This window comes from Thermosynechococcus sp. FA-CM-4201, from assembly GCF_054689355.1.
Map to the genome: position 1 here is coordinate 1722928 of NZ_CP079920.1, position 15230 is coordinate 1738157.

At 54.3% G+C, this 15230-nt stretch carries 13 protein-coding genes and 1 pseudogene; 8 read left to right on the top strand and 6 right to left on the bottom strand.

Annotated elements, in window-relative coordinates; translation table 11 throughout:
* Nucleotides 1-89: 89 nt before the first annotated feature.
* Entirely contained in the window at nucleotides 90-1172 is a 1083-nt protein-coding gene (gene psbA / locus KV190_RS08410; RefSeq protein WP_181495653.1) for a photosystem II q(b) protein, read from the top strand.
* 100 nt (nucleotides 1173-1272) lie between these two features.
* Nucleotides 1273-2070 carry a hypothetical protein gene (locus KV190_RS08415; protein WP_460192800.1) on the top strand — a complete coding sequence of 266 codons (798 nt, stop codon included), beginning with the start codon at nucleotides 1273-1275 and terminating at the stop codon, nucleotides 2068-2070.
* Nucleotides 2071-2221: 151 nt separating this feature from the next.
* On the opposite strand, the pseudogene KV190_RS08420 reads toward KV190_RS08415, so the two are convergent.
* Nucleotides 2222-2455, bottom strand: a pseudogene (locus KV190_RS08420) (transposase); the annotation flags it as partial.
* A 94-nt stretch (nucleotides 2456-2549) separates the two neighbouring features.
* On the opposite strand from KV190_RS08420, the gene KV190_RS08425 reads away from it, so the two are divergent.
* Genes KV190_RS08425 through KV190_RS08435 form a run of 3 tightly spaced genes read left to right on the top strand, consistent with a single transcriptional unit; the run spans nucleotide 2550 to nucleotide 6934 of the window.
* A complete protein-coding gene (locus KV190_RS08425; protein ID WP_460192801.1) occupies nucleotides 2550-4292 on the top strand; it encodes a M48 family metallopeptidase in 1743 nt (580 codons plus the stop codon).
* 24 nt (nucleotides 4293-4316) lie between these two features.
* Complete coding sequence (locus tag KV190_RS08430; RefSeq protein WP_460192802.1) at nucleotides 4317-5744, top strand: protein adenylyltransferase SelO; 1428 nt, start codon at nucleotides 4317-4319, stop codon at nucleotides 5742-5744.
* Nucleotides 5741-6934 (top strand): lipid-A-disaccharide synthase-related protein, encoded by a 1194-nt coding sequence (locus KV190_RS08435; protein WP_460192803.1) that lies wholly within the window; start codon nucleotides 5741-5743, stop codon nucleotides 6932-6934. Before KV190_RS08430 ends, KV190_RS08435 begins: the two co-directional genes overlap by 4 nt.
* A gap of 72 nt (nucleotides 6935-7006) precedes the next feature.
* Here KV190_RS08435 and psbC read toward each other — a convergent pair whose 3' ends face one another.
* Together psbC and psbD are read right to left on the bottom strand one after the other, a co-directional pair.
* Complete coding sequence (gene psbC, locus KV190_RS08440; RefSeq protein WP_190278038.1) at nucleotides 7007-8392, bottom strand: photosystem II reaction center protein CP43; 1386 nt, start codon at nucleotides 8390-8392, stop codon at nucleotides 7007-7009.
* Nucleotides 8376-9434, bottom strand: coding sequence for a photosystem II D2 protein (photosystem q(a) protein) (gene psbD / locus KV190_RS08445; RefSeq protein WP_460192804.1), 1059 nt, complete (start codon nucleotides 9432-9434; stop codon nucleotides 8376-8378). The genes psbC and psbD overlap by 17 nt, the downstream gene beginning before the upstream one ends.
* A 535-nt stretch (nucleotides 9435-9969) precedes the next feature.
* Here psbD and rbfA point away from each other — a divergent pair.
* Nucleotides 9970-10356: a 30S ribosome-binding factor RbfA gene (gene rbfA / locus KV190_RS08450; RefSeq protein ID WP_460192805.1), complete on the top strand. Its 387-nt coding sequence runs from the start codon at nucleotides 9970-9972 to the stop codon at nucleotides 10354-10356.
* Here rbfA and KV190_RS08455 read toward each other — a convergent pair.
* The 3 genes from KV190_RS08455 to KV190_RS08465 all read right to left on the bottom strand — a co-directional run bounded on the left by KV190_RS08455 (nucleotide 10353) and on the right by KV190_RS08465 (nucleotide 12548).
* Nucleotides 10353-11240 (bottom strand): sulfite exporter TauE/SafE family protein, encoded by an 888-nt coding sequence (locus tag KV190_RS08455; RefSeq protein ID WP_460192806.1) that lies wholly within the window; start codon nucleotides 11238-11240, stop codon nucleotides 10353-10355. The two genes, rbfA and KV190_RS08455, sit on opposite strands and share 4 nt — an antisense overlap.
* A gap of 3 nt (nucleotides 11241-11243) precedes the next feature.
* Nucleotides 11244-11786 (bottom strand): rhodanese-like domain-containing protein, encoded by a 543-nt coding sequence (locus tag KV190_RS08460; protein ID WP_460192807.1) that lies wholly within the window; start codon nucleotides 11784-11786, stop codon nucleotides 11244-11246.
* 63 nt (nucleotides 11787-11849) lie between these two features.
* Complete coding sequence (locus KV190_RS08465) at nucleotides 11850-12548, bottom strand: MBL fold metallo-hydrolase (RefSeq protein WP_024124642.1); 699 nt, start codon at nucleotides 12546-12548, stop codon at nucleotides 11850-11852.
* Nucleotides 12549-12748: 200 nt separating this feature from the next.
* Between KV190_RS08465 and KV190_RS08470 the strand changes: the two genes are divergently transcribed.
* Together KV190_RS08470 and cobW are read left to right on the top strand one after the other, a co-directional pair.
* Nucleotides 12749-14212 (top strand): FAD-linked oxidase C-terminal domain-containing protein, encoded by a 1464-nt coding sequence (locus tag KV190_RS08470; RefSeq protein ID WP_460192808.1) that lies wholly within the window; start codon nucleotides 12749-12751, stop codon nucleotides 14210-14212.
* Nucleotides 14212-15228: a cobalamin biosynthesis protein CobW gene (cobW, locus tag KV190_RS08475; protein ID WP_460192809.1), complete on the top strand. Its 1017-nt coding sequence runs from the start codon at nucleotides 14212-14214 to the stop codon at nucleotides 15226-15228. The genes KV190_RS08470 and cobW overlap by 1 nt, the downstream gene beginning before the upstream one ends.
* The last annotated feature ends 2 nt before the right edge of the window (nucleotides 15229-15230 follow it).

Below are 15230 nucleotides of genomic sequence, written 5' to 3' on the forward strand. Positions count from 1 at the left end.
CGGGTGCGCCTGAGGCCTCTCAGGGACTCGATTTGGAACTGTAAACGGTTTGTAACATTCATTCATCTTGTTCAACAGGACTTATCACTATGACGACTGTTTTACAACGTCGCGAGCAACTGAACCTGTGGGAGCAATTTTGTAGCTGGGTCACCAGCACCAACAACCGCCTCTATGTGGGCTGGTTCGGCGTGTTGATGATCCCCACTCTGCTCGCTGCTACCATCTGCTTCGTGATTGCTTTCATCGCTGCTCCCCCTGTGGACATCGATGGCATTCGTGAGCCTGTCGCTGGCTCCTTGATCTATGGCAACAACATCATCACTGGTGCGGTTGTTCCTTCCAGCAACGCCATCGGCTTGCACTTCTACCCCATTTGGGAAGCTGCTTCCCTCGATGAGTGGCTCTACAACGGTGGCCCTTACCAACTGATCATCTTCCACTTCTTGATCGGTGTCTTCTGCTACATGGGTCGTGAGTGGGAACTCAGCTACCGCCTCGGTATGCGTCCTTGGATCTGCGTGGCCTACTCCGCTCCTGTGGCTGCCGCTACCGCTGTGTTCTTGATCTACCCCATTGGTCAAGGCAGCTTCTCCGATGGTATGCCCCTCGGTATCTCTGGTACCTTCAACTTCATGCTTGTGTTCCAAGCTGAGCACAACATCCTCATGCACCCCTTCCACCAACTGGGTGTGGCTGGTGTCTTTGGTGGTGCTCTGTTCTCCGCCATGCACGGTTCTCTGGTGACCTCCAGCTTGATCCGTGAAACCACCGAAACCGAGTCTCAAAACTACGGTTATAAATTCGGTCAAGAGGAAGAAACCTATAACATCGTGGCTGCCCACGGTTACTTTGGTCGCTTGATCTTCCAATACGCCAGCTTCAACAACAGCCGTGCGCTGCACTTCTTCCTCGCCGCTTGGCCGGTGATCGGTATCTGGTTTACCGCTCTGGGTATCAGCACGATGGCCTTCAACCTCAACGGTTTCAACTTCAACCACTCCGTTGTGGATGCTCAAGGCAACGTGATCAACACTTGGGCTGACATCATCAACCGTGCCAACCTGGGTATGGAAGTGATGCACGAGCGTAATGCTCACAACTTCCCCCTCGACTTGGCCAGCGCTGAGTCTGCTCCTGTGGCCATGATTGCTCCTAGCATCAACGGCTAATTCCTAGAGCAACTCTAACTAGCGTTTAGTTAAAGGAACCGCCTCTTCATCGGGGGCGGTCTTTTTTTATGATGATGGTCAAAGGGTAGAGACTTTGTTAATGAATGGTTGGACATCCCTCTTGGCAGTGGCAGTGCCCCTCGTGGTGCAAGCAGCAACACCAGCCCCGGAGATCATTACGCGAGCGATCGCGATCGCTGCCGAGCAGTTTGGTGAGGAACCAGAGCAAATTAGTGTGGTTCAAGTTCAGCCCAAAGTGTGGTCCGATGGCTGTTTGGGCTTGGGGGGATTGCGGGTTGATTGTGCTGAGCGTTTAACCCCCGGCTGGGAAATTACCCTGACGAATCCCAATGCTCCTTATCCTCAACAGTGGGTCTATCGCACTAATCAAAGTGGTTCTCTGATTCTTTGGGATGCCGCTGGCAGTCAGATGATGGGTACTCTGATTCAGCGACCGCAACGCCTGAGTCCAGAGGAGTTGCCGCCCCCCCTTCCTGAGGGCGTAAGTTTTCGCGTGATTCGGCAAAGTGATGCCTCTGGCAACCGTCCACCCTCAACGACAACAACACTGCTCTATAACGATGGTCGCATTGTGCAGCAAACCACCCATGCTCGTGGCGAAACCCTCAGCCGCACCCTGCGCACAGTGACACCTGCTCAAGTCAGTCAATTTAATCAATTGTTGAGCGATCGCCGGTTTGATCGCTTCAATGGCTTTGATTTTGTACCCACACCCCTAGAGCGAGCGGTGCCTATTCATCTCGTCTCTACTCCCACTGCAACGGTGCGCTTTGCTGAAGCCAATGAATACCGCCTTGCCTCTGATTTGGTTGCTGTTTTGCGGGCATGGGAGCTATTAGTTGCCAAAGGTCAGCTTCCTAGAGCCTCATCAAATTGACCCAGCCTTAATCCTAATCTTTCTAGAGAAGGGCTGTATCATGGCCGTATGCTGATGGAGCTACCTGATGTTGGAGCTAGAAATTGAAAAACAACTCATTGAAAAACTGGTTAATCTCAAATATATAGCTATTCCAATAAAGAATGAGACATTATCCAGCACAATAATTGCGAATCACTTCATCAATAGAACTCTTTGACCCTGCATACATCCGCGCTCGCTTCAACGCACTCAAGTCGTGCTCAATCACGTTCAAATCAGGAGAGTATTTCGGTAAAAATAACACCTCGTGACCCGCCGCTTTGACCCCTACCTGAATCGACCCTTTCGGATGAATTGGTGCATTATCCATCATCAACAACAAACGTTTCTCTAACGCCGGCAAACAGTTTCGAAATAGCTATAATTCTAACGACGACCCAATTCACCCATGCCTAGTGATTAGACTATAAAGCATCAGGTGGCTTGAGGACGGTGTCATGGTGCAAGATGGGTTACGCTACTGGCCGCTGGGTATTGTTCTTCTTTTAGGGGTGGGTCTTGAACCGGTTAGAGCAGCAGAGATGTCCCTACCCCAAACGGGTGTAGCAGAGGAGGAGTTGATTGCTCTCATTAAAGCAGACCCCTTTGTCCAAGCTCGCCTGCCGCAATCTGAAGGCTCTGCTGTCGATCTATTGCCGCTGCCACCCCAGCCCCCTGCAGAAGTCGTTCCGCCTGTAGAATCCCCTGCTCCCCTACCGACGAGCACTGAGATCAAGGGTGATTCAGCAGCCCCCTCTGTGGAACCTGCGCCGACAACGATTGACAATTCTCCAGAGGCTTTAACAACACTGCAACTGATCGCAGAGCAAGCAGCACAGGAGGCGCGTTTAGCACTTCTACGGGAGGGCGATCGCCACTGGCAATTAGGAGATACCACAACCGCCCAAACCTATTACCAAAAGGCCAAGGCTGACCTAGATTTGCCACCCCCCCGTGTCACACCCCCCGCTGTACTGGAAATTAGTCAACTGCCCCCCGCTGCCCAAGTCTATTGGCGAGAAGTTCAAGGGGGTTCCCAACTCTACAGTGCCCAAGCCGTGCCGCTGCGGCTGTTGGTGGAGCAATTCCCAGAGTTTATCCCCGGCCAAGTGCGCTTCGCTGAGTTTCTAGCGCAGCAGGGTTCCCTCAAAGAGGCCTATGCCCATCTCGAAAAAGCCGCCAGCCTCTATCCTGATCAACCCGATATTCAACGTAGCCTCGTCACCCTCTACGATCGCCAGCAACAGTGGCTAGAAGCGGCCCTTGCCGCCCAACGTTTTGCCCTACTGAATCCTGACCACCCCGCCACACCGGAATTTCAGCAACTGGCCGCAGAGCGAATGCAACGGTTTCGTCGTCGCCTTCAGGGGCAACTGCGCGAAGGCATGATTGTCGGCGCCCTGACTGGACTGGTGGGTGTGGCACTCACGGGCAATCCCTTACTATCCTTGGACTCGATTCAAATGATGGCCTTGATGATGCAGGGAGAATCTGCCCTAGGCCGTTCAGCAGCGCAGCAAATTAGCCGCCAAGTCAAGCTCCTTGAGGATCCTGAGGTTCAAGCCTATGTCAACGAAGTGGGGCAACGCCTCGCCAAAGTGGCCGGTCGCAATGAGTTTGAGTATGAATTTTTTATCATAAAAAATAATGATCTCAACGCCTTCGCCCTGCCGGGGGGCAAGATTTTTATCAATGCCGGCGCAATTCTCAAAGCCAATACCGAAGCAGAACTTGCCGGCTTACTGGCCCACGAAATTGCCCACGCGGTGCTCTCCCACGGTTTTCGCTTGGTCACCCAAGGCACGGCCACTGCCAACTTGACGCGGTTATTACCCGCTGGTGGCTATGTGACAGGGATTCTCGTGACTAGCTATAGTCGAGAAATGGAACGAGAGGCGGATATTTTGGGCACACGGATTCTGGCAAGGGCAGGCTATGCCGCTGATGGCCTACTTAACCTCATGCACACCCTCAAGAAGGAATACCGCAATCAGGAGCCACCGCTGCCGTGGTTTTCCACCCACCCACCAACCAATGAGCGCATTCGCTATATCCGTGGTTTGATGCGCGATCGTGGGTACACCCCCTTTGCCTTTGAGGGGGTCGAACGCCATCAACAAATTCAAGCGCGCTTGCGTACCCTTGTGGATCCCCCCAATCCCAAAAAGTCCAAACGGGAAACTGCTAAGACGCCGCAATAGCTGAGTTCGCTCTGAATATTCTGAATGTCTCGCCATTGCTTTCAAACCCTTGAGTACGAACCCGCTTTTCTCTCCCTAGGGGAAGAGTACTGGGACGAAGTACAGGCGGCAACCTTTCCGCAGCACATTCTGCGTTTTCGCAATGATGCGCTCTTGCCCTTGATGGGTCTCGATCCCGCCAAGGTAACCGATGCTGACTTTATTGCGGCCTTTGGTCAATTTCAGGGGCGTGAACCCTTTTTGGCGATGCGTTACCACGGCTACCAATTTGGGGAATACAATGCTCGCTTGGGGGATGGCCGAGGGTTTCTCTATGGTCAGTTTCGTGGTGTGGATGGTCAACTGTATGACCTTGGCACGAAAGGATCCGGCACCACACCCTATTCGCGGGGGGGAGATGGTCGCCTGACACTCAAAGGTGGTGTCCGTGAGGTTTTGGCTAGTGAACTGCTGCATCGCCTGGGGGTGAACACCTTTCGCAGTCTCAGCTTGGTGGAAACGGGGGAGTCCCTGTGGCGGGGGGATGAGCCATCGCCGACGCGATCCAGTGTCTTGGTGCGCCTTGGCCGTTCCCATATTCGCTTTGGTACCTTTGAGCGGCTCCACTATCTGCGGCGACCGGACTTGATTCGACGATTGCTTGATCACGTCATTTACTACTACTACCCCCACTTGCTAGAGATGCCAGACCCCAAGGAACGGGATTGTGCCTTTTATCGTGAGCTGGTGACACGCACAGCGGATCTAGCGGCGCAGTGGTTGGTGGCGGGGTTTTGCCATGGTGTTTTGAACACCGATAATATGGCCATTACGGGCGAGAGCTTTGACTATGGTCCCTATGTCTTTTTGGAGCACTATGATTTGGGGTTTACAGCCGCCTACTTTGACTACTATGGCCGCTACGCCTACGGCAATCAACCGGCAATTTGTGCTTGGAATTTGGAGAAGCTGCAAATCCCTCTCTCTTCAGTCATGCCCCTTGAGGAAATGCAAGCTGCCCTGAAAACCTTTGGCGATCGCTGTCAAACCACCTACCTGACCCTCATGCTCAAGCGCCTTGGTTGGGCAGATCTGCCCCTAGAGCTTGGCCGTCCCTTAGTGGCAGAAACCCAAGCCTTCCTCAGCCGCAGCACCATCAGTTATCCCCAATTCTTTGTCAGCCTACGGCAGGAATTTTCCCCCCAATGGGCTGTCGATGTGGGTCACATCTTTTGTGAAAGCCCAACACTCCCACCCGCAGATCAGAAACTTTTAGGGACTTGGAAAAGAATGTATTTTGAACTGCTGCAGCAAGCCACGCCGTTACAACAGGCCGCAATTCCCCAAACCCTAGCGGCTGCCAATCCCCTTGTTATCTTGACTCGTCCGCAGATTGAACACATTTGGCAGGCTATTGATCAGGCGGATGACTGGTCACGATTTACCGCAGCCCTTGAGTTGATGCAGGCATGAAGCGACTCCTTTGCCTGAGTAATGGCCACGGTGAGGATGCGATCGCTAGCTCGATTTTGCAGGCCTTGCGGCAGCGGTGTCCAGACTTAGACCTGATGGCGTTGCCCTTGGTGGGCTTAGGGTCTGCCTATACGCGGTTGGGAATTCCTGTATTGCAGCCCGGAAAAATACTCCCCTCTGGGGGCTTTATCTACATGGATCTGCGACAGCTATGGCGGGATCTCAGGGCGGGGCTGCTGGGACTGTTGGGGGCGCAGGTTCGTGCTATTCAGCGTTGGCAGCGATTCTCAGCGGGGCATCTCTTAGCAGTGGGGGATATTGTGCCCCTATTACTGGCCTATGGCACAGGGGGAACCTATAGTTTTATCGGCACTGCTAAGTCTGACTATTACCTGTATGACACGACGGGGCGTCCCTATCGTTGGGGCATGGGCTGGGCGGGAAGTGACTACCTGCCTTGGGAACGATGGTTGTGGCAATCGCCCCGCTGTCGAGGCATTTTTGTCCGCGATGAGTTAACCGCCAAAGGGTTGCGGCAATTCGGTTACACGGTTCACTCCTGTGGTAATCCCATGATGGATTTAGTGATGCCCCCCCCAGCGCGATCGCCTTTTACCACTAAAACCATTGTGCTGCTGCCGGGGTCTCGTGCCCCTGAGGCCTACCGCAATTGGCAACAGATCCTACGGGCACTGACGCCCTATCCCGATCAGCCGCTGACCTGTCTTGCTGCTGTCAGTCCCAGCCTTGATTTAGAGGTGCTTGAGCACAGCCTTGAGGGTTGGCAACCCATCGCCAGTCCATTACCCCAGACCACTGCATGGCAGTTCGGTCAGCAACAACTGATTTTAAGTGCACACCACTTTCGTGAATTTTTGCATTGGGCAGAAGGGGGCATTGCCCTTGCCGGCACAGCCACAGAGCAGTGTGTGGGCTTAGGGAAACCGGTGATCACCTTTGCGGGTGCAGGCCCCCAGTTTACTCGTGAGTTTGCCAGTCGCCAAAAACGCCTTCTCGGAGACTCGATTTTCCTACTCGATGATCCTCAAGCGGCCATCCCGACCCTTGGGCAGATTTGGGAGGATGCGACTTTACTTGCGCGAATTGCCGCCAATGGCAGAGAACGCATGGGCGACCCCGGAGCAAGCGATCGCATTGCTGAGCAACTGTTAAAAATACTCAGTGATTGAGTCCTCTAAAAAAAAGACCCCCATCCGCAGATGGGAGCCAGTATTGAGTTTAGTTAGATTCAGTCAGTAACCCTAATCAAGGCTAGGCATTGAGAGCACGGGTTCAGACTCGCGGTCAATCCCCTTCTCGAAACCCGCCGCCGCCGCACGGGCACGACCGGCATGCCACAGGTGACCCACTAGGAAGAAGAAGGCCAAGACAAAGTGGGACGTAGCCAGCCAAGAGCGGGGCGACACGAAGTTCACCGAGTTGATTTCGGTGGCCACACCACCCACGGAGTTGAGAGAACCCAGAGGTGCATGGGTCATGTACTCAGCGGCACGACGCTCTTGCCAAGGCTGAATGTCATTTTTGATCTTGTTGAGATCAAGACCATTGGGACCGCGCAACGGCTCCAACCAAGGACCACGGAAATCCCAGAAGCGCATTGTTTCACCACCGAAGATGATTTCACCCGTGGGAGAGCGCATCAGGTATTTACCAAGACCGGTGGGGCCTTGAGCCGAACCAACGTTTGCACCCAATTTTTGGTCACGGATCAAGAAGGTCATTGCCTGAGCCTGAGAGGCCTCTGGACCCGTAGGACCATAAAATTCACTGGGATAGACGGTGTTGTTGAACCAGACAAAGCAGGTGGCAATGAAGCCCATCATGGACAGGGCGCCCAAGCTGTAGGAGAGATAGGCTTCCCCAGACCAGATGAAGGCACGGCGTGCCCAACCAAAGGGCGTCGTCAGAATGTGCCAGATACCACCGGCAATGCAGATCAGACCGATCCAAATGTGACCACCGACAACGTCCTCAAGGTTGTTAACGCTAACGATCCAGCCCTCACCGCCAAAGGGAGACTTCAGCAGGTAGCCAAAGATCACCGTGGGGTCAAGGGTGGGGTTGGTAATGACGCGGACATCACCACCGCCAGGTGCCCAAGTGTCATAGAGGCCACCAAAGAACATGGCTTTGGCCACTAGCAGTAGAGCACCAATACCAAGGACGATCAGGTGGAAACCGAGGATCGTCGTCATTTTGTTTTTATCTTTCCAGTCGTAGCCAAAGAAGGAGGAGTATTCCTCTAGGGTCTCAGGGCCACGAATGGCATGGTAAACCCCACCAAAGCCGAGAACGGCAGAGGAAATCAGGTGCACCACCCCAACCACAAAGAAGGGGAAGGTGTCCACGACTTCACCCCCGGGGCCAACGCCCCAACCAAGAGTGGCAATGTGGGGAATGAGAATCAGCCCTTGCTCGTACATTGGCTTCTCAGGGATAAAGTGAGCCAACTCGAACAGGGTCATGGCACCGGCCCAGAAGACGATCAGGCCAGCGTGGGCGACGTGGGCACCCAAGAGTTTGCCGGAGAGATTAATCAGACGAGCATTACCGGCCCACCACGCGAAACCAGAGGATTCTTGGTCGCGATTGGTGGCAAAAATCGAGTTACTAGAGAGCGTTACCACGGGGGAGTACCTCTTCTGGGAAGACAAAGTTTTCATGGGGTTGGTCTTGGGGCGCCATCCAAGCGCGAATGCCCTCGTTCAAGAGCAGGTTCTTCGTGTAGAACGTCTCAAACTCAGGGTCTTCCGCTGCCCGAATCTCCTGCGAAATGAAGTCATAAGACCGCAGGTTTAACGCCAGACCTACCACGCCAATCGCACTCATCCACAGCCCCGTCACGGGCACAAACAACATGAAAAAGTGCAACCAGCGCTTGTTCGAGAAGGCAATCCCAAAAATTTGGCTCCAGAAACGGTTCGCCGTCACCATCGAGTAGGTCTCTTCCGATTGAGTCGGAGTAAAGGCACGGAAGGTGCTGGCGCCTTCGCCATCTTGGAAGAGGGTGTTTTCCACTGTGGCACCGTGGATGGCACACAACAGGGCACCCCCGAGCACACCGGCCACCCCCATCATGTGGAAGGGATTCAAGGTCCAGTTGTGGAACCCTTGGAAGAACAGCAGGAAGCGGAAGATGGCAGCCACGCCAAAGCTGGGGGCAAAGAACCAACTGGATTGCCCCAAGGGATACATCAAGAAGACGCTGACAAAGACAGCAATGGGGGCGCTGAAGGCAATGGCGTTGTAGGGACGGATGCCCACCAAGCGGGCAATTTCAAACTGCCGCAGCATGAAGCCAATGAGGCCAAAGGCGCCGTGGAGGGCGATAAAGGTCCACAGACCGCCGAGTTGGCACCAGCGGGTGAAGTCCCCTTGGGCTTCGGGCCCCCAGAGGAGAAGAAGGGAGTGCCCCATGCTGTTGGCGGGGGTGGAAACGGCAACGGTGAGGAAGTTGCAGCCTTCGAGATAGCTGGAGGCAAGGCCGTGGGTGTACCAAGAGGTAACAAAGGTGGTACCGGTTAGCCAGCCACCGAGGGCAAGGTAGGCGCAGGGGAAAAGCAGGATGCCTGACCAGCCTACGAAGACAAATCTGTCACGTTTGAGCCAGTCATCGAGGATGTCAAACCATCCCCGTTCTGCTGGCGCTCGTCCAATCGCGATCGTCATGGAATTAAATCCTCTTGCAGATATAGATGCCAGATTTAGAACCTTACAGTTGCTGGTAGGGCGTGATCGGCTCTCTAAAACTTAGGAGCGATCGCTCCAGCATCCTGTTAATTTGGCTTCATAAATAAGAAACCCATCCCTCGCTAACGCTTGAGCTAGTAGGTGGTTTTACCTAGTTGCTGTTGGCGTTTACCAAGGGTAGGCTAAGCTTCCCATCAGCATTTGCTGCGGGAGAACTATATTAACGTGATAGCGGAATTCTTACGAAATATCAAGGTGATTGTTGCCTAGCTTCTCAGCTTTCTCATTTTTGAGCAGGGGTCGCAATCTGGCAAGGGAGCAGGAAATTCAGGCCTCAACTGGCAGAGAACGTCAGTAGGAAATGTTAACTTTTGTAACACTACTGCCAGCGGTTGCTGCCATAAAAGTCTCGAGCGATCGCCCGCCAGCCAGAAACAGAGCGAGAGCTGTCTTGATAAGATTTAAGAAAGGTGCAAGATAGTCTTTGCCAACAACCGAGAAAAGGAGGCCCGCCATGGCGACCGAACGACGGGTGGCACGGGTAGCAGAATTAATCAAACGGGAAGTGAGCCAGTTGTTAATGTATGAAATCCGCGATGAGCGCGTGGGGGCGGGCATGGTCAGTGTCACCGATGTGGAAGTTTCCGGTGATTTGCAGCACGCCAAGATCTTCGTCAGTATCTACAGCACCGATGAGGTACGCCGCTCAACGATGGCCGGATTGAAGGCGGCTTCAGGCTTTGTGCGACGGGAATTGGGGCAGCGCATTCGCCTGCGGCGGACACCGGAGGTCGTGTTTATTGAGGATCGATCGCTGGAACGGGGCAGTCGCGTTCTTTCGCTGCTCAATCAAATTGGGCAACAGCAGAGTGCTGCCGAGGCTCCTGAAACAGAGTCTTAAGTGCGGCTTGGTCTTGTGGCAACGGATGCAGTAAGGGAGTGCCTCGGCGGTAGGGAGGAGCTTTTGCTGCGCTGGGGGGGGGCCAGTAGGGTTTTCAGGATCACAAAGGCCGCAATGCCAATTAAGAAGTAACCAAAGCCCTGCTGAAGTCGCTTGGCAGAAACGCGGTGACTGAGATAGCTACCGATAACAGAACCACTAGCGGCTGCTAAGGTGAGGGTCAGGGTCAAGCGGGGATCCAAGCTAACCGTGCCCAGATAGCCCCAAACCGCAGCCACCGAATTAGCCGTGATAATCAGCAGTGAGGTACCGATCGCCTGCCGCATTGGAATTTTGCCCAATAAAACAAGGGCAGGCACAATCGCAAAGCCCCCACCCACTCCCACCAATCCCGTGAGAATACCCACACCCAGCCCTTCGGTAGGTAGCCACAGCCAACAGTACTTACAGACTGGGGGGGCATAAAGCTGGCTTTCAAGGGAACTTTCCGGCGGGGTGAGTTCAGGGGCAGGGGGACGCTGTTGCCGCCGAATCATTAAAATAGCCGCCACCATCATGGCAACGGCAAAGAGTAAGAGTTGCACCGTATCGGTAATCCAGGGCAAGGCGGCCAGTCGCGCCCCGAGGTAGGCACCCATCATGGTTGCGGAGCCAAAAATCAGTGCCAAACGTAAATTGACGTAGCCGCGCCGCCACTGGGGAATCACTGCCAGTAAACTGACGCTGCCGACAATCACAAGCGTCATCGGGATCGCGACCTTGGTTTCAATGCCCATGACATAGACCAGCACTGGCAGGGCAAGGACAGAACCACCGCCCCCCAATAGACCCAGACTCAAGCCAATGGCGATCGCCAGACCATGCCCTATCCAGTAGCTCAGCATCGGTTATTTCACCTGTGGGCGATTGAAGGGCAGCAGTGCTAACAGCCGTGCTAGGGCACAGGTACCGGTAACACCGGCAAAGACCAAACCAGCACCGACAAAGCCCGACAGGAAGAAGAATCCCGGATTGACGGTAAAGCCCAAGATCACTCCCGTGAGAATCAGGCTGCCCGCCACAATTTGCACCTGCCGCATCAGGCTGATGGGGGCACTAACTGCACCCGTGATCGGATAGCCCCCCTGTTTCCAGCGTTGAATGCCCCCTTCAAGGTTTTTTAGGTTTTTGAAGCCCCGACTGGCAAGGGTTTCATAGGCCATGCGCGATCGCCGGCCAGATTCACAGTAGAGCACCACCGGGGTATCAGAGTTACAGGGGGGTTCCAGTTCCTTCACATTGGCCAAAGGACAGAGCAGCGCCCCCGGAATGTGGGCATTGTTGTATTCGCTTGGCTCCCGCACATCAATCAGCAGTACCTGCTGGCGTTGCAGGGCATCGTGCAGTTCAGCCGCAGAAATCAGGGGAGACTCAGTCGTTGTTGTGGTCATAGTCGTTGGTTCTCAAGTCGTTACTCAGGGTTGGCTAGACAGGGGCGATCAGGGGTCAAAGGACTAGACGGCAGCGGCAACCATGCCACACTGTTGGTTAGCGGGCACCGCTTCCATGATTTTCTTGGGATCCGGCAGGTTCAGGTTGGCCATGAATTCAATGAACTGCTGGCGATCGCGACCGACAAAGCGGGGATTAAAGCGTTTTTCCTCACCAATGGTGGAAACGGTGTGACCGCGATAGTCATGGCCGGGATAGACCAAGGTGGTGTCTGGGAGCGTAAAGAGCCGCTGCGTTACGGCATCGTACATTGCACCTGCGTCGCCACTTTGGAAGTCAGTGCGCCCACAGCCACGGATAAAGAGGGAATCCCCCGTCAGCAGGTGGGTGCCATTCACCAAGAAGGCCATGTGGCTATCGGTGTGCCCCAAGGTAGCGATCGCCTGAATCGGAATGCTGCCGACGTGAATCACTTCACCGTCTTTAATATAGCCATCGGCGCAGTCTACATGGGCATTTTCGGGCACCAAGGTTTTGCAGCCTGTGCGTTCGCGGACTTTGCCCGCCCCAGTAATATGGTCGGCGTGGACATGAGTTTCGAGACAGTAGCGCAGTTTCAACCCCAATTGCTCAATTAACTGCACATCGCGATCCACCTGTTCAAGGACGCTATCCACCAAGGCGGCCTCACCCGTGGCTTCATCAGCAATTAGGTAAGAATAGGTCCAAGTGTCGTAGTCAAAGAGTTGGCGAAACAGCATAGCGGACTCCTTTATGGGGTAAAGCGTGAGGGGACTCGTTCAGCCTGAAAATGAGACTTAAAACGGTTACTACTTTACTTTAGTTGTTCTAAATATAATTTTATAACTATTTAGTAAATAAATGTCAAATCCCCCCTGCCCCCATTTTTCTCAAGGGGAGCCAATTTAGGATAAGAGAAGGCGGTTTCAGAACACTGGGGATGTCCACACTACAGCAAATTACCCCTTGGCAGCGGGTAAGGGAAGAGCTAATAGCCATTGTCGGCAAGGGGAGCGTCATTAGTGATGCAGCGGAAGCCCTTGTGTATGAATGCGATGGCCTCTCCATGTATCGGCAGCGACCCAAGCTGGTCGTGCTCCCCCAAACCACTGCCCAGGTCTCAGCGATCCTCAAGCTGTGCGATCGCTATCGAATTCCCTTTGTTGCCCGTGGCTCAGGGACAGGGCTATCGGGGGGTGCTTTGCCCCACACCGAGGGGATTCTCATCGTCACTTCCCGCATGAACCAGATTTTAGACATTGATCTGGCCAATCAGCAGGTGGTGGTGCAGCCGGGGGTGATTAATGCATGGGTCACCCAAGCCGTGGCCGATCAGGGGTTTTATTATGCCCCCGATCCCTCGAGTCAAATTATTTGCTCCATTGGCGGCAATGTGGCCGAAAACTCCGGCGGTGTCCATTGCCTGAAGTATGGCGTGACCACGAATCATGTGCTGGGACTGACGGTGGTGTTGCCCAATGGTGAGATTGTTGAACTGGGGGGTGCCGCTCCAGAAATGCCCGGTTATGATCTCATGGGGGTTTTTGTTGGGTCTGAAGGCACTCTCGGCATTGCCACGGAAATTCGGCTGCGAATTCTCAAACAGGCGGAGGCGATCGCCGTGCTATTGGCGGACTTCACGACAATTGAAGCCGCTGGGGAAACCGTTTCCGCCATTATTCGTGCTGGTATCATTCCCGCTGGCATGGAAATTATGGACAACCTCAGTATCAATGCCGTTGAAGATGTGGTGGCCACCAACTGCTATCCCCGCGATGCTGGCGCTGTGCTGCTCGTGGAAGTGGATGGCCTAGATGCCGAAGTGCCGATTTTACAGGAGCGCGTGATGCGCATTTGCTATGAACAGGGGGCACGCCAAGTCACTGTTGCCACAGAGGCTGAAGATCGGCTCCGCCTTTGGAAGGGTCGCAAAGCCGCCTTTGCCGCTGCGGGTCGCCTCAGTCCCAACTATTTTGTCCAAGATGGCGTGATTCCCCGCAGTCAACTGGCCACTGTCCTCAAGGAAATTGAACAACTCAGTCAGCGCAGTGGCTATCGCATTGCCAATGTCTTCCACGCTGGCGATGGTAACCTGCATCCCTTGATTCTCTACGATCAAGCGGTACCCGGCGCCCTAGCAGAGGTGGAGGCTTTGGGGGGAGAAATTCTCAAGCTCTGTGTGCGCTTGGGGGGCAGCATTTCTGGGGAACATGGCATCGGCAGTGATAAAGCCTGTTTTATGAGTGAAATGTTTAGCCCAGCGGACCTCGACACAATGCAGCAGGTGCGCTCCGCCTTTGATCCAAAACGTCTGGCCAACCCCGAAAAGGTGTTTCCGACACCGCGAACCTGTGGGGAGGCGGCTCATCAACTGAAGGATTTTCCCAACATTGAGGCATTTTAATGAGTGCAAAAATTCCAGTGACGATTATTACCGGCTTTCTTGGCAGTGGGAAGACGACCCTAATTCGGCAGTTGCTGCAAAATGCAGCGGGCAGGCGCATTGCCGTGATTGTGAATGAGTTTGGTGATGTCGGTATTGATGGCGAGTTGTTGCAGTCCTGTTGCGATCGCACGGCGGGCATTTGGGAACTTACCAACGGCTGTCTGTGTTGCACGGTGCAGGATGAGTTTTTGCCAACGATGCAGACCCTCTTGGCGCGGCGGCAGGAGATTGATCACATTGTCATTGAAACGTCGGGACTGGCCTTGCCCAAGCCCCTCGTTATGGCCTTCCGTTGGCCGGAGGTGCGTCATGCCGCTACTGTTGATGGGGTCGTGACCGTTGTGGATGGTGTTGCCTTGGCAGCGGGTCAAGTAAGTGCAGATTTAGAGGCGCTCTTTGCTCAGAAAGATGCAGATCCCAACTTGCAGCATGAGGACACGCCCCTTGAGGAACTCTTTAATGATCAACTGGCCTGTGCCGACTTGGTCATCCTCAGCAAGGCGGATCAACTGACTCCCGATCAGGTGGAGCTGCTCATCGCTGAACTACGCACTCAATTGCCCCCACGGATTAAGCTGCTGGCGGCTCACCAAGGACAGGTGCCGGCGGATCTGCTGCTGGGATTTAATGCAGCGGTTGAGGAGAACTTGGGGCAGCGACCCAGCCACCATGACTTTGAGGAGGAGCATGACCACGACGCGGCGATTCAAGCGGTTTGTTTAGAGCTGGGGGCTTGGGATTTGCAACGCCTACGTCAATCCCTTGAGCGCTTGCTGCAAGTACCCGACATTTACCGCATTAAGGGCTTTGCGGCCATTGAGGGCAAGCCGATGCGTCTTGTGGTACAGGGGGTCGGTCAGCGGTTAGACTCGTTTTACGATCGCCCGTGGCAAGCGGCAGAGTTACGCCAAACCCGTTTAGTGGTGATCGGTCGTCAGTTGGATCAACAGGAGTTGCTGTCCCATTTTGGCTAGGA

Bases quoted from the DNA above. Each gene is read 5' to 3' on its own strand.
- psbA (WP_181495653.1), top strand. From the start codon at position 90: ATGACGACTGTTTTACAACGTCGCGAGCAACTGAACCTGTGGGAGCAA.
- KV190_RS08415 (WP_460192800.1), top strand. From the start codon at position 1,273: ATGAATGGTTGGACATCCCTCTTGGCAGTGGCAGTGCCCCTCGTGGTG.
- KV190_RS08425 (WP_460192801.1), top strand. From the start codon at position 2,550: ATGGTGCAAGATGGGTTACGCTACTGGCCGCTGGGTATTGTTCTTCTT.
- KV190_RS08430 (WP_460192802.1), top strand. From the start codon at position 4,317: ATGTCTCGCCATTGCTTTCAAACCCTTGAGTACGAACCCGCTTTTCTC.
- KV190_RS08435 (WP_460192803.1), top strand. From the start codon at position 5,741: ATGAAGCGACTCCTTTGCCTGAGTAATGGCCACGGTGAGGATGCGATC.
- psbD (WP_460192804.1), bottom strand. From the start codon at position 9,434: ATGACGATCGCGATTGGACGAGCGCCAGCAGAACGGGGATGGTTTGAC.
- rbfA (WP_460192805.1), top strand. From the start codon at position 9,970: ATGGCGACCGAACGACGGGTGGCACGGGTAGCAGAATTAATCAAACGG.
- KV190_RS08455 (WP_460192806.1), bottom strand. From the start codon at position 11,240: ATGCTGAGCTACTGGATAGGGCATGGTCTGGCGATCGCCATTGGCTTG.
- KV190_RS08460 (WP_460192807.1), bottom strand. From the start codon at position 11,786: ATGACCACAACAACGACTGAGTCTCCCCTGATTTCTGCGGCTGAACTG.
- KV190_RS08465 (WP_024124642.1), bottom strand. From the start codon at position 12,548: ATGCTGTTTCGCCAACTCTTTGACTACGACACTTGGACCTATTCTTAC.
- KV190_RS08470 (WP_460192808.1), top strand. From the start codon at position 12,749: ATGTCCACACTACAGCAAATTACCCCTTGGCAGCGGGTAAGGGAAGAG.
- cobW (WP_460192809.1), top strand. From the start codon at position 14,212: ATGAGTGCAAAAATTCCAGTGACGATTATTACCGGCTTTCTTGGCAGT.